This is a genomic window from Cellulosilyticum lentocellum DSM 5427, assembly GCF_000178835.2.
Lineage (GTDB): Bacteria > Bacillota > Clostridia > Lachnospirales > Cellulosilyticaceae > Cellulosilyticum > Cellulosilyticum lentocellum.
Window position 1 is genome coordinate 2,752,420 of sequence record NC_015275.1, and the last position, 22,290, is coordinate 2,774,709.

At 34.4% G+C, this 22,290-nt stretch carries 19 protein-coding genes; 1 reads left to right on the forward strand and 18 read right to left on the reverse strand.

Translation table 11 applies throughout. The features are described 5' to 3' along the window. Positions 1-141 precede the first annotated feature (141 nt). From CLOLE_RS12635 to CLOLE_RS12720, 18 genes are all read right to left on the reverse strand, one after another. On the reverse strand, positions 142-480 hold the full coding sequence (locus CLOLE_RS12635; RefSeq protein ID WP_013657512.1) for a hypothetical protein: 339 nt from the start codon (positions 478-480) through the stop codon (positions 142-144). 100 nt (positions 481-580) lie between these two features. Continuing rightward, entirely contained in the window at positions 581-1,420 is an 840-nt protein-coding gene (locus CLOLE_RS12640) for a metallophosphoesterase (protein WP_013657513.1), read from the reverse strand. A 79-nt stretch (positions 1,421-1,499) separates the two neighbouring features. Next, positions 1,500-3,215, reverse strand: coding sequence for a TIR domain-containing protein (locus tag CLOLE_RS21910; RefSeq protein WP_013657514.1), 1,716 nt, complete (start codon positions 3,213-3,215; stop codon positions 1,500-1,502). Positions 3,216-3,391: 176 nt separating this feature from the next. Further along, positions 3,392-3,742 carry an MmcQ/YjbR family DNA-binding protein gene (locus CLOLE_RS12650; protein ID WP_013657515.1) on the reverse strand — a complete coding sequence of 117 codons (351 nt, stop codon included), beginning with the start codon at positions 3,740-3,742 and terminating at the stop codon, positions 3,392-3,394. Between the two features lie 29 nt (positions 3,743-3,771). After that, positions 3,772-4,509 (reverse strand): NAD-dependent protein deacylase, encoded by a 738-nt coding sequence (locus CLOLE_RS12655; protein ID WP_013657516.1) that lies wholly within the window; start codon positions 4,507-4,509, stop codon positions 3,772-3,774. Positions 4,510-4,582: 73 nt separating this feature from the next. Continuing rightward, the gene (locus tag CLOLE_RS12660; protein WP_013657517.1) at positions 4,583-5,590 is read right to left on the reverse strand and encodes an McrC family protein; all 1,008 of its coding nucleotides are present in this window, start codon (positions 5,588-5,590) and stop codon (positions 4,583-4,585) included. After that, positions 5,583-6,551, reverse strand: coding sequence for an AAA family ATPase (locus CLOLE_RS12665; protein WP_013657518.1), 969 nt, complete (start codon positions 6,549-6,551; stop codon positions 5,583-5,585). The genes CLOLE_RS12660 and CLOLE_RS12665 overlap by 8 nt, the downstream gene beginning before the upstream one ends. Before the next feature lie 185 nt (positions 6,552-6,736). After that, the gene (locus CLOLE_RS12670) at positions 6,737-8,170 is read right to left on the reverse strand and encodes a DEAD/DEAH box helicase (RefSeq protein WP_013657519.1); all 1,434 of its coding nucleotides are present in this window, start codon (positions 8,168-8,170) and stop codon (positions 6,737-6,739) included. 22 nt (positions 8,171-8,192) lie between these two features. Next, on the reverse strand, positions 8,193-8,741 hold the full coding sequence (locus CLOLE_RS12675) for a hypothetical protein (RefSeq protein WP_013657520.1): 549 nt from the start codon (positions 8,739-8,741) through the stop codon (positions 8,193-8,195). A gap of 35 nt (positions 8,742-8,776) precedes the next feature. Continuing rightward, a complete protein-coding gene (locus CLOLE_RS12680) occupies positions 8,777-9,439 on the reverse strand; it encodes a YczE/YyaS/YitT family protein (protein ID WP_013657521.1) in 663 nt (220 codons plus the stop codon). Between the two features lie 48 nt (positions 9,440-9,487). Continuing rightward, positions 9,488-13,894, reverse strand: a complete 4,407-nt coding sequence (locus CLOLE_RS12685) for a PolC-type DNA polymerase III (protein ID WP_013657522.1) — start codon at positions 13,892-13,894, stop codon at positions 9,488-9,490. Between the two features lie 181 nt (positions 13,895-14,075). Next, positions 14,076-15,617, reverse strand: a complete 1,542-nt coding sequence (locus CLOLE_RS12690; RefSeq protein WP_013657523.1) for a nitrite/sulfite reductase — start codon at positions 15,615-15,617, stop codon at positions 14,076-14,078. An 84-nt stretch (positions 15,618-15,701) separates the two neighbouring features. Beyond that, on the reverse strand, positions 15,702-18,902 hold the full coding sequence (locus CLOLE_RS12695) for a penicillin-binding transpeptidase domain-containing protein (protein WP_083801275.1): 3,201 nt from the start codon (positions 18,900-18,902) through the stop codon (positions 15,702-15,704). Positions 18,903-19,109: 207 nt separating this feature from the next. Beyond that, entirely contained in the window at positions 19,110-19,304 is a 195-nt protein-coding gene (locus tag CLOLE_RS12700) for a CDIF630_02480 family spore surface protein (RefSeq protein WP_013657525.1), read from the reverse strand. A 15-nt stretch (positions 19,305-19,319) separates the two neighbouring features. Further along, complete coding sequence (locus CLOLE_RS12705) at positions 19,320-20,030, reverse strand: polysaccharide deacetylase family protein (RefSeq protein WP_013657526.1); 711 nt, start codon at positions 20,028-20,030, stop codon at positions 19,320-19,322. 152 nt (positions 20,031-20,182) lie between these two features. Continuing rightward, complete coding sequence (locus tag CLOLE_RS12710; protein WP_013657527.1) at positions 20,183-20,839, reverse strand: TraX family protein; 657 nt, start codon at positions 20,837-20,839, stop codon at positions 20,183-20,185. A 12-nt stretch (positions 20,840-20,851) separates the two neighbouring features. After that, entirely contained in the window at positions 20,852-21,259 is a 408-nt protein-coding gene (locus CLOLE_RS12715; RefSeq protein WP_013657528.1) for a bacteriohemerythrin, read from the reverse strand. A gap of 27 nt (positions 21,260-21,286) precedes the next feature. After that, a complete protein-coding gene (locus CLOLE_RS12720; RefSeq protein ID WP_013657529.1) occupies positions 21,287-21,643 on the reverse strand; it encodes an arsenate reductase family protein in 357 nt (118 codons plus the stop codon). A 170-nt stretch (positions 21,644-21,813) separates the two neighbouring features. Here CLOLE_RS12720 and CLOLE_RS12725 point away from each other — a divergent pair, with 170 nt between their 5' ends. After that, positions 21,814-22,260: a GNAT family N-acetyltransferase gene (locus CLOLE_RS12725; protein ID WP_013657530.1), complete on the forward strand. Its 447-nt coding sequence runs from the start codon at positions 21,814-21,816 to the stop codon at positions 22,258-22,260. Positions 22,261-22,290: the final 30 nt, after the last annotated feature.

The following is a 22,290-nucleotide window of genomic DNA, read 5'->3' on the forward strand; positions in this document are numbered from 1 at the left end:
TATATCAGGCTTGGTTCATCACTATTAGTGAAATCTATTAAAATAGTATCTCCTTATAGGATGCTTCAAAATAAATATTTTTTATTATAACATATTTTTATGTTTCATCAACTTTTCTTTTATTGTATAAAAACCCAAGAACTATTGTTCTTGGGTTAATGAATACGTTGTATGTTGTTTCTTACTTTTTCTAAAAGCTAATAGCTTACTCACAATCCAAACAACTACTAATGTCACTAAAGTAGCTACTAAAAATGCCCAAAAAAAGGCTTTATAATCCTCATTACCACCACTTAAAAGGTTAATGAGCTTAGTCAGCATATCAACTGACCATTTGATATGTGCGGGTAATAATACAATAACATCACATAAAATCATCATTGTAAAGACAATAATATGCATTAAGCCTAGTGACTTAAAAACCTTAACCAAATAGAAGTTGCCTAATTTACTTTTACCAAATTCTTGTTCTTCGTCCATCTCTATTCCCCCTCATTTCTCCCTCTACTACGTAATTCCATTATACGTCAAAATAATAGTAAGGTCAAAGCAAACTATCTAAATAGTTGTAATTATTATATTATTTTTCCCCTATTAATTCAATTAATGTAATTTCTGGTGGATTAAATAAACGAGGAGGGATGACCTCAGCGGATAAACCTCTACTTACAACTAAGTTGAATCCCTCTTCTTTATACAAGCCACCTACATAATCTGGAAAAAGCTTTTGGTTAGCAGCAAAAAAACCATTACTAAAATAAGGTATGCGAATAATACCCCCGTGGGTATGCCCTGCAATCACAAGGTCAAAAGGTAGTTCCTTATAAACACCTACCAAATCTGGCCTATGGCTTAAAAGAATCTTATAGCCTTCTTCATGCTCTAGTTCTTTAAAAGCCATCTTTGCTTCTATTTCCCATATACTTTCTTCCTCAAACCCTGCCACATCATCTAATCCTGCTAAAATAACCTTGTTCCCTTTTACATGAAGGACCTTGTATTCTTGCTCTAAAACAGTGACCTGATACTTCCGCATAAATGCTTTAATTTCCTTGATCTGTCCAGACCAATATTCATGATTTCCTGTTACATAGTACATAGGAGCCACTCCTTGAAGTCCCTCTAAAAGTAATTCCATTCCTGTAATAGGGGCTTCATCATCTATCATATCTCCTACCATTACAATAATATCTGGCTTTGCTTTTTTAATTTTATCAATTAAATCCTGCTGCTGATGCCCATAAATATGACTATGCAAGTCTGCTAAAGTAACAAGACGTAATTTTGTTTCAGAATCAAGTTTAGAGGTTTCAAACACATAGTGGCGAATCACTAAGCCATGATAAAAAGCTAGGGTAACTATCATTAATACGAGTATCAAAATACTCCTTTTGAGATAGAGCTTGGTTTTGTGCTTCATAGTAACCCCTCCTTTGTTTCTTATCTATAGTATGTACTATTTTAGCTCGAAATTACCTCTTTTCTTTCATTTCAAATTTTTATTTAGCTTTTATAATCTTTCCATCTTCTAAAGTACAATGACTGGCTTCTAAGTAAAGTGCTGGTCTAATCCCCACTCCTGCTTGTGCTGCATACTCTGTATAAATCACTTCACCTGAAGGTCCTACTGTACATACTAAACTACTACTCTCTCCTGCTGGTGTCCTAAGCCACCACATATGATAACCACCTGTTTGACTTTTTATATCCTTATACCAACCTGATTGATCCTTTTCAATGGCTTCTTCTGTAGGATTCGTTTTAATGGGAATACCCTGAGTATATAGATAGCCTTCTACTTCTTCTAAAGATAATAAAAACACTTTATCACTTAATGTTTCATAGTAAGCTTTACTACTATTTAACAAGCAATCTTCTATGCTGACGCGTTCAAAGTGAAAAAGTTCTTTTCCGCCAGCCTTCCTGCCTTGCTCCAAGGTTCCTAATATATTTTTGTAAGAGGTTGTTTGAATTAAGGCCTGTTCTTCTTTTGTAAACTCATAAAGAAAGCCGTAAGTCTTATCATAAGCATTAGCACCATCTAAAAATGCATTAGCAGCTGGCCCTTGTCCTTTATAACTTACTGTTTTTCCACCACTATTTAACCATGTACGTAAGTTAGAATTTGCCCAGTCATTGCTCCCTTTCATTTGTCTTAATTCTTCCTTTGTATAATTTTGACCAGGTGCTTCTTTTTCTTTTTTACCATCGAAAATGGTTCCATTACTAGCCTTGTTATAATTCCCACTTTCTGCACCATCAAAAGCCTTTAATGTCAATATTTTCTCAGATAATAATAACGGGTTCCCCTTACTGTCCTTATGAATCACAAGCCACTCGATTGGCTCATTATGATAGACCCCAAAAGTAACTTTACTACCTATCTCTATATCTAACGATTGAACTGGCTCCGCTTGTGTTGTAGGTGTTACCTTTTCTTGATTATCTGGTTCCTGAGTAACCATAGCTATTTGATTTTGCGTATTTCCCTGCTCATTATTCTTCTCAGTGGGGACCAAAGTCTCCACTGGTGCCGGGGTAACTTGAACTTCTCCTAGAGGCGTTTCTAATGGCTGATTAGAAGCCTGCACATGAGCTGTAGGTGTTTTTAATGCTTTGTCCTGTTGCTTTTCTACCAAGGCCTCTACTTGAGGTTCCTTTACCATGGCCACTCGAATAGCATTCAAATTATACGCAATAATGATAAGTATAATACCTATTAATCCAACTGCTAAAAATTTCAATCCCTTTTTATAAACGGTATGCTTTCCTAATCCTTTAGATACAATAGGATGAGCTTGTTGTGGCAACAGCTGTTCTTCTAACAAACCTTTAATTGTGATACTTAAACTTTCAATATGGGTCTCTCTATTTCCATCAAAAGCATTAAGCCAATGATTAGCTGATAAAAAGTATTCCATTGAGTCAGATGGACTAACATTTTCAATTCTAAAATTAATAATCTTTAAACGTTTACTAACCGCCCTTTCTACTTCTCTTAATACTTGCGGAGATTCGTTAGAAGCCGCGGAAAAAATTAATACTAAAACGCGGCTAGTTTCAATCCCTCTAATAATTTGTTCTCCCCATTCTTTACCTGGTTGAATATTTCGTGGTGCCATCCAACAAGAAATACCTCTTTTTTCTAGTTGCTCACATACTTTATTAGCTTCTATCTTATTTTTTGAAGAGTAAGAAATAAATACGTCTTGCATCTTCTGCCCCCTAAATTAACTAAATTATTATTATATTTAAATTTTACCACATTTATCATACCTTTGTCCCCTTTTATGAACAATCGACGCTTTTACTTATAGCTTAAGTCTCACAAAATATAAATAAGCTGTTACACAGGTCATTTATTGACCTCGTAACAGCTTAGGTTTATCAACTACTCATTTTTCTTTACTTTCTTTTTAGGATAAACTAACTCATGGCTCTCTTTAATGAGTTGCCACAATAAACCTTCTGACAAGTCTTCATCTACCACAATAGAATTCCAATGTTTTTTGTTCATATGATAACCAGGTATAATCTGTAAGTACATTTCTCTTAAAAATTGTGCTTTTAACGGCTCACATTTCACATTCACATACAGTTTCCCCTGATGCTTAAAAATAAAAGCAAAGCTTTTATGGTTTTCTCGAATTCTTAGAGCTTGCCATTCTTCATCAAAAGGATAATCTAAATACGCGCCTGGAAGTGTTAAACAAAATTCCTTGATAGCTTCTCTTGGTATCATTTGTTTTCTTTATCTCCTTTCAATGCAAGCTATAAGCTTGAAACAGCTTCTGCTAATACTTTATCAATAGCATCATGAATCACTAGATCTGCTGTATCATCTGCAGAGGTAGTACTTTTATTAATAAGGATAAGATGTTTCCCCTTAAAATAATGAATAAGTCCTGCCGCTGGATAAACCACTAAAGAGGTTCCTCCAATAATCAAAGTCTCTGCCATAGCAATAGCACTTACTGCTGCTGAGATAACCTCATCATCTAATCCCTCTTCATACAAAACAACATCAGGCTTTACCACTCCTCCGCACCTTTGGCACTTTGGAATACCTGGAGCTTCTAATAGATAAGCCGCATCATAAAAAGCACCACATTTTAAGCAGTAATTCCTATGAACAGAGCCATGAAGTTCATATACCACCTGACTTCCTGCCATTTGATGTAAGCCATCTATATTTTGTGTAACAATAGCCTTTAGTTTACCCATTTGCTCTAATTTTACTAAAGCCTTATGACATGCATTGGGCTGAGCTTCTGGGTAAATCAGCTTGTCTTTATAAAATTGATAAAAGTCTTCTGGATATTTCACAAAAAAAGTATGAGATACTAGTTGTTCTGGTGTAAAGGTACGATTTAATCGCTCATTAAATAAACCATTGGCACTTCTAAAATCAGGGATCTGAGAAGCAGTCGACACCCCAGCTCCTCCGAAAAATACTATATTATTACTATCTCTTAGAATTTGAGTGAGCTGCTTGATTTTTTCATTCATGAAATCATCTCCAATTAATAGTTTTGCTATGATTATATCACATCTATCCAAAACCATGATTGCTTATATGATTTTATGCCAATTGACTCATTTGTTTTAAATGTACTTTAATAGCACTCATCGATTCTCGTAAGTCAATAGCCGCTACAAAAATTTGATGTTGATCTAGCATATATTCTTCAATATAAGTAGATTCTATAGAAGGGTATAGTAATAAACCACTTATTGTTTCGTCAGATTTCATACTATTTTCACGAACTGAGTAAAAAGTTTTCTTCATTTCTTGTAATAAGAAACTCTTATGCTCTGTTGCTTTTTGATTAATAAAGAGCTCTGGATAAAAACAGGTATGTACAAGCATAATCTTATCTTCTCGAAGTAAAATCAAATCGCTATCTACTTCCTCTTCATCCGCTATTTTTTCATAACTCACATCTACACCATGACATTCTGTTTCAAAAAAACGATAAATACACTGCTTATACAAATGATTAAAAATAACTTCATTTAAATAACCTTTACCGGTATTTATATCTAAGTGGATTCCTTTAAAAATCATATATCCAATCTGAATTAGCATTTTATAAGGAAATTTGTTCTTCTCGTAGCTTAATTTTCCCCATGCCACACAGTCTAAAGCAATATCTTGTACTTCATTAAATGAAATGAGAAGTCTTTTAAAGTTTTTACGTTGCTGAGAAGCTATACGTCCTCTTTTTAAAATTAAAAGACATAAGGCTTTTAACACTTGATTATAGATGTTATCTACACTAAATTCATCATAGTGACAATAAACTTGTCTACTCACCTGTGTTTTAAGACGTATAGTTTCGTGAATATCAATTTTACCTCTCAGTACTTGCAAGAGTCCCTCACCTTCTACATATTCTTTGTATAGTCCCCTTTTAAATTGTCTTGTGATTCCTTCCAATAAAATAGCTGATAAAAGTGCCTCAATTTGATCAAACGACTCCGCACCTAAAGCCTCGGGGGTAATTTTATTTAAATCACGAAAGCTATAACACAACATATGGTATAAATTAATATTAGGTATTTGTTGTAGCATTTCTCCTTTATGCATACTGCAATGCCCCTCTTAATACCTTTACATAAGTAGAGAACTTCTCATAATTTTCTCCCCAATATTCTTCTAAAAGCGGAACAATTTCACATTCAATAATTTCATAAAGTTCTTCATCACTACCATTATTAAGATCCGAAAAGTAACTGTGTCCTATACGAAAACCTCTTCCTAAAGATTCATCTTGTGTAATAGCTTCATTGATTTGCATAATCACCTGAATCACACGCGAAAGCTTTGTATGTTCAAACTGTTTCATATACCTTTCAAAATTTCCACCAAAAGCTGGATCAATTTCAATAAAACTAAATCGTCTACGTAAAGCATAGTCCATTACCGCTAAACTTCTATCAGCTGTATTCATTAAACCAATAATATATAAATTACTTGGGATATAAAAACGTTCTTTTGAATACGTTGTTTCTATAGCAAATTTCTTATCTCTTTTATCTGCTTCAATTAAAAGGAGTAATTCTCCAAAAATTTTACTCAAGTTTCCTCTATTAATCTCATCAATAATAAAGAAATAAGGATTTTCCATGTCATCTTTTGCCTTTTGGCAAAAAGTATAAAATAAACCTTTCTCTAGATTAAAGCCTCCTGTTTCATTAGGTCTAAAACCCATAACAAAGTCTTCATACGCATAATTTTGGTGAAATTGGATCATTGCAACGCGATCATCGTCCTTTTTACCAATGAGGGAGTAGGCCAGCCTCTTAGCTAAAAAGGTTTTTCCAACTCCAGGTGCCCCTTGTAAAATAATATTCTTTTTGCGATCTAACCTTCTAATCATCTGTACATACTTTTCCTTTGAAATATAAGCTTCTGATAAAAAGTCTTCGCTAGTATAGTTAGTCTTTACTGCCATATAAACAGGGTCTACCGTTTCTGGTTCAACCTTTCGACCAGTATTTTTGGCATAAGGGGACACATAGATTGACTCATTATTTTCTTCTATCATTTATATTTCTCCTTTTATTATAAGTGCTTTAAAGTCATTTTTAAAAATATAGTATTTTAAAAATTATATATTATTCATTATATTTTATCATACTGTAACTACCTTTTATAGTGCTAAAAAACACTAAAGTTTATGATTTACTTTAACAAAAAAAGCCAACCTTAAAGATTGGCTCATTTCACCTATTAGTCTACTTTACTTACGCGTCGCATTCTCCCTTTTATAGGTGTTGTTTGTAATAGTTTAAATACTTTCTCTCCTTTTCCATTTAAAATTTCTACATAAGTAGAGATATCTTGAAGGTTAATAATACCGATATCCTCTGCAGTTATTCCTGGTAAATGACATAAGGTTCCCACGATATCTACAGGACGCATTTTAGTTTTTTTGCCTGCATTAATATGCAGCTTCATGATTTCTTGATTTAAAACTTCTCCCTTAGTTTCCTTAAACTGCAAGGGTTGTTTCATTTTTTCTTCGAAGGCTTTTTTAGCACTTGCTATTTCCTCTTCTCTATACGCTGTTCGCATAGGAATTTTCCTCATAGTATAACTTTCAATAACTGCTAGATTTCTTTTATCCTCTGGCTGGATGAATATAAATGTCTTGCCACTTCTTCCTGCCCTTCCTGTACGTCCCATACGGTGCACATAATTTTCCGCTTGCTCTGGTACATCAAAGTTAATGACATGAGTAATATGGTCAATATCAATCCCTCTAGCCGCTACATCTGTGGCTACTAAATAGCGAAATCGTCCTTTCCTAAAATCCTCCATAACTGCAAAACGTTGTTTTTGTTCCATATCACCATGTATTTTACCAACACCATAGTTCAAATCATTAAGTCTCTTCCATACCATTTCAACTCGCTCTTTACGATTACAAAAAATAATACAGCTTTCTGGATTTTCCACAATGGTTACTGCCTCTAGTACCGCTAGTTTTGTTTGCTCATGAGTTTCTATTCCAATTTCCTCAATATTATTAGGCTTTGATAAGTCAGTAGTTATATGAATGGTTTTAGGTGTCCTAAGATACTTTTCACACAGCTGCTGGATATGAGGTGCCATAGTAGCAGAAAATAATAAGGTAACACGATTCAAAGGAAGCGCCGCTATAATGCTTTCTACTTGATCAATAAACCCCATGCGTAGCATTTCATCAGCTTCATCAATCACCAAATAACTTATATGCGATGCTTCTAACGTACCTCTTTCTAGATGATCTAAAACACGTCCAGGTGTCCCTACTACTACATGTGTTTTTTGGCTCAATTCTTTTTGTTGCACCTCAAAAGGTGCCTTTCCATACAAGCCTACTGCTTTAATTCTCTTAAAGCGACCTATCTGAAAAAAATCCTCTTTGACTTGAATAGCTAGTTCTCTTGTTGGCGTTAAAACCAAAGCCTGAGGTTTATTTTCTTCCCATATGACTTCCTGACAAATAGGAATAGCAAAGGCTGCTGTTTTTCCACTTCCTGTTTGTGACTGAACAATTAAATCCTGCTTTCTTAAGACTTCAGGAATAACCCGTTCTTGCACTGGTGTAGGCTTATTAAAGCCTAATAACGTAGCGGCTTTTAATAAGCTTTTTTCTAATCCGTAGTTTTTAAATGACATGCTCTTCTTCCTTCTCTATAGGTTAATCCTCAAATTCCATAATCATTTCTTTCATCATGAAAGTTAGTTCTCCTGCATCTAATACACGTTCTGCCCAAGAATGACTTTTATTTTCTCCGTCAAAATAAAGGACTTCATCAAATAGATATTCTCCCTCGATATATCTAATAAGCATCCCATAAATCATATGGTTACCTAGTTCTAATTCTCCCATATCCACTTCCTTACCTTTTTTAAACCTACCATTAAATAGCTGTAATTGCCCTTCATATACGACTGCAAATGAAACAAATAATCCATGAGTTTCATCCTCTTCTAGATAATGATGAATCCTATTTAACTTTTGCTCTATAGACATATGAGCTGCTAATAGCTCATAGCGGTTCATATAATGTTTACCATCGTCCTCATCTTCAAAAGTAAAAATCAAAGCTGCTTCTTCACAATCTGCCAATCTTATCATACCATCAAAATCATAAGTGTCTTCTTTAAAGTTCAAGGCTTCTATTTCACCTTGCATCTGTTCTTTCTTCATTGCTTGTCTCTCACTTTCTTTTACTTCTATCATCATTTAACTGATACTTTTCATTTTATCTTATTTAATGATCACATTTGTCCACTTTGGCTTTGCCCATCTGCTCCACCTTGCTCCTTTAAAAAGCCACTTACAAGGTGGTCTATCTTAGGAAAGAAAAAATCCATTAAAGGGCCTAAAAAAGCAACACATAGTACAGTCCCTATACCGATAACACCACCTAAGCTCATTCCTAATACCATATAAATGATATCAACACTCATGCGAATAATGGTATAGGATTTCTTTAAGCGCTTTACTAAAGCTAAGTAAATTAAATCATTAGGCGCCACACCTATCTTTGAACTTTTTAAAATAGGAAAACCTATAGATACAATGACACAGGCCATCATAAAAATGATTATTTTGATACTTAGAGAATAACTACTAAGTGCCAAAGGGTTTAATAGCTTTAAAACACCATCTAGTGCAATACCTGCACCTATGATACATAAAAAAGTTCCTATTTTAATTTGTTTTCGATCCAAGAGAAAAAGGACGCCTAAAAAGATAAGCGTCAATAACCTATTAGCAGTTCCTGGAGAAACAGCTAGCGCCCTAGCTACTCCTTGTGTAAATAAAGTAAATGGATCTGAACCTAAATTTAAACTTAAAAATAAAGCTACCCCCACTTGAATAACGATTAATCCTACAAACCAAACCATCATCTGCTTCGCAATTTGTTTGCTTTTCACTTTTCTATTCTCCCTGTTTTATCTCTATCACCATGAACGATTAAGCCTTTAAAATGACATGGCACTTAATAAATCTAATTGATTAGATTCTGTTAAATCACCTAATATACCTAGTTCTGACATTTTATCTGTCACTGTCTTACTTACTTTAGCACGATTCCTAAAGTCTTCTTTGGATAAAAATGGACCATCTTTAACTGCTTCTACTACAGCTTCTGCTGCTTTTTCTCCTAGACCATCTATTGAACTTAACGAAGGCATAATCTTCCCATCAATAATTTGGAATCTCTTGTCATCTGCTCTAGTTATATCTATTGGCATAAACTCAATCCCCCTTGCATACATCTCTTGAACAATACGCATATCCTTTAAAGTATCTTGCTCTTTCGCTGATTGATTTTCTTTTCCCTTAAGCATGAGCTCCTTCATATGATATTCTAAACGTTCTTTCCCTAAACACATGGTCTCATAAGAAAAAGCTGACGCACGAATACTAAAGAAAGCGGTGTAATAAGCAAGTGGATAAAAAATCTTATACCAAGCAATACGCCAAGCCATCATAACATACGCTGCCGCATGGGCCTTAGGGAACATGTATTTAATTTTTTTACAAGACCAAATATACCAATCAGGTACGCCATTTTCTAGCATAGCTTCTTCCCATTCTGGTTTTAAGCCCTTCCCTTTACGAACACTTTCCATAATGGTAAAGGATAGTCCCTTATCCATTCCTTGATTAATTAAATAAGTCATAATATCGTCACGGGTACAAATAACAGTCGAAATGGTTCCTCTGCCTTCTTCAATCAAGGTTTGAGCATTACCTAGCCACACGTCTGTACCGTGAGATAACCCAGAAATACGCACTAGGTCTGAAAAGCTCTGAGGCTTTGCATCTAATAACATCTGAATAACAAAGTCTGTTCCAAACTCTGGAATTCCTAAAGAACCTAGCTTAATTCCCCCAATATCTTCTGGCTTAATGCCTAAGGCCGTCGTACTATGAAAAAGTGACATAACGTCCTTATCATCTAACTTAATTGTCTTTGCATCTATACCAGTCAAATCCTCAAGGCGACGAATCATGGTAGGATCATCATGGCCTAGAATATCTAGTTTTAATAGATTATGGTCGATGGAGTGATACTCAAAGTGAGTGGTAATAATCGGTGTCATTACATCATTTGCAGGATGCTGCACAGCTGTAAATTCATAAATATCACGGTCATGTGGTACTACAATAATCCCTCCTGGATGTTGCCCTGTGGTACGTTTAACCCCTGTACACCCTTCTGCAATACGCTTCATTTCTGCTCTTCTCTTGTGAATATCACGCTCTTCATAGTACTTATAAACATAAGCAAAAGCTGTTTTTTCTGCTAGCGTACCTATTGTTCCTGCTCTAAAGGCTTTCCCCTCTCCAAAGATAACTTCTACATACTTATGGGCTTTCGCTTGGTAATCACCAGAGAAGTTAAGGTCAATATCCGGCTCTTTATCACCTTTGAAACCAAGAAAGGTTTCAAAAGGAATATCATGGCCTTCTTTTAAAAGTTCATGACCACACTTAGGACAAGTAGCATCTGGCATATCGCATCCTGAACGTCCTGCATAAGCACGTACTTCTTCGGATTCAAAATCCACATAGTGGCACTGTGGGCAAATATAATGTGGTGCTAGTGGATTAACCTCTGTAATACCTGACATCGTTGCTGCAAAAGAAGACCCTACAGATCCCCTTGAACCTACAAGGTAACCATGGTCATTAGAATCCCATACTAATTTTTGAGCAATGATATACATTACAGCAAAACCATTAGAAATAATGGAATTAAGCTCTCTTTCTAATCGCTCTACTACAACTGGATGTAATTCTGGTCCATAAATCTCATGGGCCTTATCGTAACAAATCTGCGTCAGGGTAGCATCTGAATCTGGAATTTCTGGTGGACATTTATAAGGTAACACTGGAGAAATCTTTTCAATTTGTTCATTAATCAGCTGCGTATTGGTAATAACCACTTCTTTCGCTTTCTCACTTCCTAAATATTTGAATTCTTCTAGCATTTCTTCTGTGGTACGTAAATAAACAGGTGGCTGATCATCAGCATCTTTAAAGCCTTTGCCCGCCATAATAATACGCCTATAGATTTCATCTTCTGGGTCTAAAAAGTGAACATCACAAGTAGCCACTACAGGCTTATTATAGTGCTCCCCTAGTTCTACAACACGCTTATTATACTGTCTTAAGTCTTCTTCTGTCTCAGCTGTATATTTATCACTTCTGAGCATAAAACTATTATTTCCAATCGGCTGAATTTCAAGGTAATCATAAAAGCTTACTAATCTGGCCAGTTCGGTTTCTTCTTTTTCTCTTAAAATAGCTTGAAAGATTTCACCCGCTTCACAAGCTGAACCAATAATAAGTCCTTCTCTATGCTTTTGAATGAGACTTTTTGGCATACGTGGTCTACGATTAAAATAATCTAAGTGAGATGCTGATACTAAACGATTCAGATTAATACGTCCTATTTCATTCTTCACTAAAATAACCCCATGATAAGTAGGTAACTTCTTAATATAATCTGGTGAAATCTCTACCATATCATTAATAGCATCTAGGGTTGTAACACCCTTTTCCTGTAGCATCTCTATAAAGCGTACAAAGATTTCACCTGTAGCTGTCGCATCATCTACCGCTCTATGGTGATTTTCTAAGCTAATATCTAAATGCTTGGCCACGTTGTTTAACTTAAAATTACCTAAGTGTGGCATTAAAATACGTGCTAGGGCTACCGTATCCATTACTGTAAAGTCTGCTGCTAGGCCCTGCTCTTTGGCATTTGCTTCTATAAAACTCATATCAAAATCAGCATTGTGAGCTACCATGACACATCCCTCACAAAAAGCTAAAAATTGTGGTAATAGCACTTCTATGGTTTCTGCCTCCATAACCATCCTATCATTGATTCCTGTTAATTTCTCAATTTGATAAGGAATAGGCACTTTAGGATTGACGAATTCACTAAAGGTATCTACAATTTGACCACCTACGACTTTAACCGCCCCTATTTCTATGATACGGTTCATTTTAGGGCTAAATCCTGTGGTTTCTAAGTCAAAAACCACATAACTCTCCATTAGGCTTTGGTTTTTAGAATTCGTCACGACTTCCTTTAAGTCATCTACAAAGTATGCTTCTACACCATAAATCACCTTAAAAGGCTCATCCTTTGACACACAATGATTCGCAATAGGAAAAGCTTGAAGACAGCCATGATCAGTAATGGCAATTGCTGGCATTCCCCATGCTTTGGCACGGTCAATCATCTGATGAATATCGACTACACTATCCATATCACTCATCATGGTATGGAGGTGTAATTCTACACGTTTTTCCTCACTGGTATCCATACGTTTGGTTGTAAAATCAGGAATAGCTTTAATGCCTTTAATAGAAGCAATGCCTATTTCTCTATCAAATTTATCAAAAAGCGCCATTCCTTTAAGACGATAAAATCCACCTTTTTTAAGCTTACCTAATACATCGCCTAATTCATCATTTTTAACAAAGAGTTTAGCGGTTATGGTATCTGTAAAGTCTGTTATATCAAACATAATAATGGTTTTTTCCATACGAATCTCTCTTGTATCAATACTTAAGACTTTACCACGGATAACGACTTCTCCAATTTCATCTACTAATTCTTCAATTGGAGTTAAATCACCTTCACATTCACGTCCATAAAAAACATCTGGATCAAGGGGTACCTTTTTACGTGTCATACGTACTTCTTTTTGTTCTTTCACTTCCGCTGTTTCCTTAGCGCTTTCTCTTACTGTTTCTTCTTCTAATGGCTGAATTTGACTCATTACAGAGGTTACTTCTCGTTTTAATTGATTTTGATTTTCCTCTACATAAGCCAGTGGATTACTACTAGCTTTATATTCAAACTGCACACCCAATTGCAACTGAAAGCGTTCCATAAAAATCTTTTCTAGAAAAGGCTTTAAGGGCTCTGTTTTTTTACGTGCCACAAAACTATTATCTATTTCTATAAAAAGCTGCTTGGCAGCTACACGCCAAACGGCATTTTTGACAATTGCATAAACCATTTCGCTTTTTTCTTCTATTTCTAAAAGTAAATTCTGCTTATAAGCTTCTACAATATACGCTGGTGTATACGCTTCTGATAACTCGTAAGATTCTACTAAAGTAATAGAGAGAGGCGCGGTTTTAAAAAGTTGGTCTTTAATGGCCCTCTGCATTTTTAAAAGCATAGGACGATTAAGAAGTTCTTTACTGCTTAAATAAATTTCTAAATGCTCAGTAGCTTGTTCAAATACAACTTTTTTAATCCCTACGGGTTCAAAAAGCTGCTGAAGCTTATCATCTACTTTTAGTTCTGTTAATACTTCAAAAAAAGCTCTTACTTCTGTTTCCATTCTACTCACCTATACCTTCTTTACTAACGCGCTCTTTATCTTTTTTATTATATACTATTTGGTTTAGGGTTAAAAGAGGAGGTTAAGTAACAAAAAAGCAAAGAAGTTCCTAACTACTTCTTTGCTCTTCTATTACTTACTTATAATAAACATCCTTTATTACTATGACTACTGACATACCATTAAATGATTATTTACTTAACAACTGCTCTACTTCCTCCTTATTTGCCTCCATATATTGGTCAAAAGATTGATGAGTAGCTTCTATTTTAGAAGCTAAATCATATAAAAAACCAGGTAATTGGTCCTCCTGAACTTCTCCTATTAATTCCCCTAAATGAGTCTCCCCTACTGTACACTTTCCTTTCATATACACATCATAAATACCTGTTAATACACCATCTATTTTCTTCTTGTTACCTACTAAACCAATACCTGCAATCTGGTGTACACCACAAGAGTTAGGACAACCGGAAATATAAATAGGCGGTAAGCTTTTTTTGATATTGCCTTTTGCTTTAAAATAATCTACTATAGCTTTTAACGCTTTCTGACTTTCTAATATACCCATTTGACAGATAGGAACACCTATACAAGATCTGGTTTGTTCTACCCCTAACAAGTAGTTATCTGCATCCAAAGCCTCCGCTACTTGCTGTACTTCTTCACCATCTAAATGAACTAAATAAAGACCTTCACCCATGGATAATCTGACATGAACATCTGTCATTGGTTCAATCAGATTAGAAATCTTTCTAAGAAGCCTGTAATCTAATTGTCCCCCTAAGGGATGAAAATAATAACTGTAAAGACCTTCTTGCTTTTGTGATGTAATAGCTATATGATTTATTTCTACTGTTTTACCTACTTTTGTGTACTTAGGCATCTCCGGAGAAAAATCTAATCCCCCTTTTACTTTAGCAGTCTCAAAATACTTCCAAAAGCAGTTGACAAAAGCTTCATCTCCCATACGATCTGCAATATATCTGACCCGTGCCTTATGATGATGCTCATAATCTCCTTCATGAGTAAAGAACTGTACCATGGCTTCTAGCGCATATAACGCTTCTTCTGCTGGTAGTAATCTATCCACTGGAATACCTTTTCTTGGATTACGCCCTAATCCACCTCCTAGATAAAGCTTGAAATAAGGCTTGTTATCTTTTAATGTTGCTACAAATCCCATATCTTGTACTGTAGCTTGAGAACCATCTGCCTTATCACTGGTAAAAGAAACCTTTAATTTTCTAGGTAAATGATAGGTATTAATACGCTGCAGGAAGTACGCATTAGCTGCCATGGCATAAGGTACCACATCAAATGCTTCTTCCTTCATTAATCCCGCTAATGGGCTCATTGCTACATTTCTAGGATAATTACCACCTGCTCCTCTTGTGTAAAGGTTATATTCAAGACCTTCCTCCATCACCTTACAAATATTATCTAAACTTAGCTTATGAAACTGAATAGCTTGCCTTGTAGTCAAATGAATCATGGGAACTGCATAGCGTTCTGCTAAATTGCATATGGCCACTAATTGTTCTTTTCCTAAAACACCTGATAAAATACGTAAACGAATCATAAAATGCTTACCATCTCGGTGAGCATAAACACCAAAGCCACCTGAGACTTTTTTAAAATCCATTTTGCCAAGCTCGCCCTTTAAAAAAGCTTCACCTTTTGCTTTAAACTCAGGGATTTCTTCTAAAAGAATTTGTCTTAAGTTCCTCATTATTCAACTCCTTTTACAATTTTTTCTTAAATAATAGAATGCCTCATAAAGACCGTTTTCATGTATCTTTATGAGGCATTTTCTCTACTGTACAAATTTGTTTCCTAATGTCACCTTTTCTTTTTCTTGACCAATTTTAAAGTAAGCTTCAAAAACATCTTTTGCAAGCTGGGTATTACTACCACCCAAGCCATCTGCACCATACATACTGGTAACAACCGCAATCTCCGGCTTATCGTAAGGTGCAAAACCAACAAACCAGCTATTTTCATATTTTCCTTCTTGAGCTGTTCCTGTTTTAGCTGCTACTTGAATAGGAAAGTCTGTAAAATAACTTCTCGCTGTACCAGCTGAGCCTGTAGCTACTTTATGCATTCCTTCATAAATATTAGTCAAGGTAGATTCTTTAAAATTAAGGGTATTAAATACTTTTTCTGGTGTTTGCGTATAATCTCCAGTAATCTTGTGATCATCAATGCCACTTACTACTTTTAAGTCATAAACCGTATGTCCATTAGCTAGGCCTGCTACATAACGTGCCATTTGTACCGGTGTAAAGGTATTCCCTCCCTGACCAATAGCTGTACGTACATTATCTGAAACATTCCATTCCATATGAATATCTTTAAAGAAATCATCTACGTAAACACTTAAAATACGATCAATTACTTTACTTACTGTACGTTCCTGTGCATTAAAGCTCCCTTCTTTAATAGCAGCCATACGTCTTTCTAGTTCCGCGCAAACATCTTTCATATCTTCTTGATCTTCATAACGCTTATACGCTGCCGCATAACCATCATAATAGGCTTGCTCTAAGACACCTTGTGGCATCTTATCTAAAGTTTTAGTGATTGTCTTACGTGTCCCTGCCTCTATATAACTTTCTAAAGTTTCTTGTACCACACTTTTAGTACGTAACTTTAAGCTTGTTTTACTATCCCTTGCTAGTACCTCATCAGCAATTTCTTTAGAAATGGCATTTACACCTTCTTGCAGGGCATCTCCTATATCTTCAATCACTTTATCATAAATCGTAGATAAATCTTCGCTCAAAACAATGGCTAATTCAGAATCTAAACTTTTCTTAATATAACTTTGTGTTAAATAATCAATTCTGCCATCTAAGTCTGTTGCTCTACTATCACCTAATGTATAGAAAATGTCCAAGTACTCTTGTACCTCTGATAAGAGTTTCTCTCTATTTTCACTTTTCTTATCCTTCATATTTTTAATATAGTTAAGTGCTCTAGCTGCTTGTGTGCTAACTGCATTTTTAGGATTTGAAATATTAGGTGCTGTTTCTTCTAATTCAACACCAGAGGTATGGCTTAATCCAAACATTTCTACGTATTTTGAAAGCGCATCAATTCCTCCATAAGGTGCGCCATATTTAAGTCCTAAACGATAAGCAATATCATAGAAATAATAGTTACAAGACACCTCTAAAGCCCCTTGTATATTTAAACTACCATGTCCATGACCAGTATTCGTATAAATCCAACATTTAGGTGCTGGCAATCCTACATTTGGATATTCACCTGTATCATAGATCATTGTATCAGGTGTTACTACTTCTTCTTCTAAACCAGCTACAGCTACAATCATTTTAAAAGTAGAACCTGGGGCTTTAGCTGTTTTTAAAGCACGATTAATTTCAATATTACGTTCATCTACACCGTCATGTAATTTTCTATAAATAGAATTAAAGTTCTGTGTAAATTCATTACTATCATAAGAAGGATAGCCTACTAAAGCTAATACTTCTCCAGTATTAACATCTACGACTACAGCTGAACCACTAAATGGCATAATCGCTGTTTGATCAGGCTTTAATTCTCCACTTTCTAGTTCAGCAATTAAAAGAGCTTCTATAGAACCGATATTACCATCCCAAATACGTTTCATTTGATCTTCATCTAATTTTAAACTTTCTTGCTCTCCTAAAGCAAGAAGAAGCTCTCTATCAGTAATTAAAATTTCTTCGCTATCTAACATATTAGCAAAATGCTGCTTAATGGTTAAGGTCGTTTTTTCTTCTTTTGATAGATTTTTTTCTTTTTCTTTTAAAACATTTAATGCTTTTTCATAATCTGCTGCTACTTTATCATAAAGTTGTCTTTGCATTTGGCTTTGTGGAGCAGTTTTCATTATATTAAAATCTAGTTGGTTATTCTTAGCCATGGAAATGAGAATTTCTCTCCCTGTTAAAGGAACGGTTTTTTCTTTTCCTTGTAATCTACCTACAATACCTTCAGCTAAACGTTTTTCCATAGCCTGATAAGTAGCTAATTGCAAATCAGCATCCAAGGTTAAATAAACATCATTTCCAGCTTTAGCTTCTTTCGTCTCTAGGGTGAATACAGTTCGTCCTGCATTGTCTACTTCTATGAGCTTACTTCCTTTTTCTCCTTTAAGCTCGGACTCCATACTGCCTTCAATACCTACTTGCCCTACTAAGTCATCTTTTTCATAGCCACTATCTTTTAAGTCATTGTACTGACTTTCAGTAATCATACGGGTATACCCTAAAATATTACCAAACGCTTTACTATAAGTCTCTGTATAATAACGCTCAGATTCTACTTCTGCCATAATACTTGGGAAATCATCTTGATGCTCCTCAATAGCAGCTAAGGTTTCCATTGAAATATTTTTAGCTAGCGTTACCTTTTTATATTTTTGATAAGTGGTTTGTGAGATTTGTAAACGCATTGCTAAAATTTTTCTTGCATCTTCATCACTAATTTCTGAATCCAGATTATATCCTTTTTCTCCTCTTAAATAAGCCATCAATTCTGGTGCAGAATAGGTATATAACAATTCCTTGTGTTCTTGATTATCATAAGGTACATAATTGGTAATAAAACTTCTAATACTTTGGTCATCTTCTGTAAAAGTAAAAGGTACCGTTTTGGAAATTGGCATATTATCAATATATGTATCTTCATTTTCTTCAAGCAAATTAGCCACATTTAAAAGAATTTGGTTATAATCATCTTTTTTCAAACTAACTTGTGGGTCTGTTTTAAGTACATAAATCGGTTTATTACTTACTAAGGGTTTGCCATAGCGGTCATAAATAAGACCTCTTATAGCAGGTATCTCTACTTCTCTTTGTACACTTGCTCTTAAATCTTCTTCATAAGCAGCATGTTCTATAATTTGTAATGTATAAAACTGATAAACTAAAACAACAAACATGCCCACCACCACAATGGACACAATAAATAATCTATCAGAAAGTAAACGGTGTTTTTTTTGGTTGAGTTTATGAATTCCCATTTTTAAATCGACTATTAAATGAGCCGATACTCCTTTCCATTATTGGTTAAATTGTTCACCAATTTAGGTGTCATTTCGTTTATTTTTGACATTGTTAACTCTTTTATTTTAACGTATTCCCCTAAGTATCACAACCTCTTTTCATAAATAAAACAAAGTTTTTAAGACCTCTTTTGTCTTAAAAACTTTGTTTTATTTTCCTACTCCTTACAAGCGACTACCATTGTCTACCCAATCTTTTGCGTGAATGACATCTTCTATAGAAGGTGTACTTGTACCTGCCGCAGGATTGACCTCCTGTGCATCCACTAGTGGAAAGGTGATTTCACTGTTTCTTGTATCGGTATTATTTATTCTTTTATTATTCTTTCCTGATAAAGCTTTGCTTTTTTGATCGTGCATCTTGCTACTCCTTTATTAATTTATTTTTTGTTTTAGTTTAACTGGAGTAATATCTGTAGTAATTGGCTTAGATGTATATTGATGCTCTTGCATCCACTCTAAAAAAAGAGTCATTGTTTCAACTACATGCTTAATATCATGGAACAAAATAACTTTAGGCTCTTTCTGAGATTTTTGAATCATTTGAGTCGTGGCCCGAAATGTTTTATAAGGATTACGATAACACCAATCTTTAGAATCAATATTCCAGTCCCATATCACATATTCACGAGCTGCTAATGCTTCTGCTTGCTTCTTCGTTAAATAAGGGCTACTTCCATAAGGCGTTCTAGCTAAATTGGTCTTGCTTCCTGTAATTTGTTCTAGTGTAGCATTCGCTTTATCCATTTCTTTTAAAGGTCCTAATGTACCACAATAAAAAGTAGATTTTTCATGAGTCACACCATGAACACCAACGGCATGTCCTTCTGCTACTATACGTTTTACCATATCTGGATTACGTTTCATCTCTGCATCTAGCATAAAAAAAGTAGCTTTCATATGATACTTAGCCAAAACATCTAACAATTTTCCCGTATACTCACTCGGTCCATCATCAAATGTTAAATATAGGACTTTGTATTCTATTTGCCCTTTTGATTTATCTTGATCTACCGGACTACCTAAAGCCGTTATTTGAATCAAAACAAGGAACAATAGAATGATGGATTTAATTCTTTTCTTCATGCTGCTCACCTAACTTTATGGTCTTTTGTACACAGATTTATTATGAGCTTTTTTTTAATATCATACCTTATTTAACTAAATTACTGACATAATCATAAATAATCGACTGTTTTTAGACGCAAAAAAAGCTTTACTAAATGTAAAGCTATTTTTTAAAAAAATAATAATTTAATAAATACTAATACAAACATATGCAACGGATAAAATAAATAAAAGAAATAACGTAAACCACTCAACCGCTTATTCTTTAGTAGTATAATAAAGACAATGGACAACACTGCATAAATTTGCAACGGACTATTATAGATTAAGCTATCCAATAAGGTAAGTAGACTAAATAAAATATATGCCACTAGTTGATTTTCTTTTTTAAAACTATACTCATAAAAAAGAATCACTACAGCAACACCATACATACCATAGTCACACGCTAATCCTTCTGCTAAAATCAGTAATAAACCAATCATTATATAATTGCCAATTTTCACAGTCTCACTTTGCTGCTCTGTACTCTTTAAAAGCCAAAGACAACCTAATGCAATTAAAAATGTAAAACCAATATTTAAGCCGAAAGCCCTTCCATAAGCTACTTGAAACATCCATAAAAATGGCAACTGAGAAATAATTGCAAATACCGTCATTCGCTTCATATAATTTTTTAATGAGGAAGTATGCCAAAAACCACTAGCAACCCCATAAGCAAATAAAGGCATTGCTAATCTTCCTAACGCACGCCATAATGGCTGAGTAGGATAAAATAACATTCCTATATGATCCATTAGCATGAAAATAGCAGCTATAATCTTCACAATTTACCTCTTCTACATATTTTTTTCTCGGCAGTAGGTTGCAAAAGCTTTATCTTTTTCTAGGACATGCTCTACAAGCCATGTCATAATAAAATCCACAAGTTCTCTTAATTGTTGTTGTTGGGCATGATCTAATTCATGTAAATCAAAATCATTTATTTTTTCTATAAAATCTTGATGCTCCACTAAATGTGAAAAATACTTAGGGTATTGAATCTTCTCCATTAATTGTTGTTCTTCATTAAAATGATAGATCACATATGCTTTTAACTCTTCTATTATCTCCACTATCTCATCAAACTTATCCATGTGACCTGGTAATAAAAATAATTCCTCAATACGCTCCGAAATATCAAACAACCTTTCATGTTGCTTATCAATTGCTTCAACACCTATCGCATAACTAGATTTCCATTTCATCTGATCATCCCCCTAATAAATTAGTAACTATTTTAATAGTTGCTTATAATCGTCTTCTTTAAAACCCACAAGTACTTTATCCTCTGTGATTAATAATGGTCTTTTAATAAGCATGCCATTTCCTGCTAATAATGCTACTGCTTCTTCTATATTCATATTCTTCACACGTTCTTTTAATCCCATTTCTTTATAAAGTACACCATGTGTATTAAAAAACTTAGTAAATGGTTCCCCACTTTGCATAATCCACGCCTTTAACTCCTCTGCTGTCGGTGTGTCTTCTACAATATGCCTTATTTCCACTATAGCATCATGTTCTTTTAATGTCTTTAATGCCTTTTTACAAGTGCTACAAGATGGATAGTAAATAAAAATCATTTTCATATATTAACTCCAATCTCTCTCTTTATTCATAGTATGCCTATTGATTTATTATCTGTTTCTTTTCTATATTTACTAATATTCCTAATATTTTCTATTATTTTCTATTTACTTGACACACTACTAAAATAGATTATACTAAAGTAATATATATCATACAAGGAGGCTTAACTATGTTTATTCGCGATATTCAAGCTCAAGATCAAGCCATTTACATGCAAATGTCTAAAGACTTTTATCATAGCGATGCCACTCTTTTTGCTATGACTGATGAGCAGCTACAAGCTACCCTTCAGAAAGCCCTTCAAAACTCACCTTTTTTAAGGCTTGTTATTATTGAAGAAGAACAAAAAACCGTAGGTTATGGTTTATTAGCTTTTTATTGGAGTAATGAAGCTGGTGGCATGGTAACTCAGTTAGAAGAGTTCTATGTTTTACCAGAATATAGAGGAAAACAGCTAGGTAGCCAATTTTTAAATTGGTTAATAGATTCTTATAGCGATCAAACAGCTCGTTTCCGTTTAGAAATATGTTCCAGTAATGTGGGAGCTAAAAAGCTCTATGAAAAATATGGATTTAGTACTTTAGATTATATTCAAATGATTAAAGATATGCAATAAGCATTATTTCATAAATAATTTTGAAAGAAA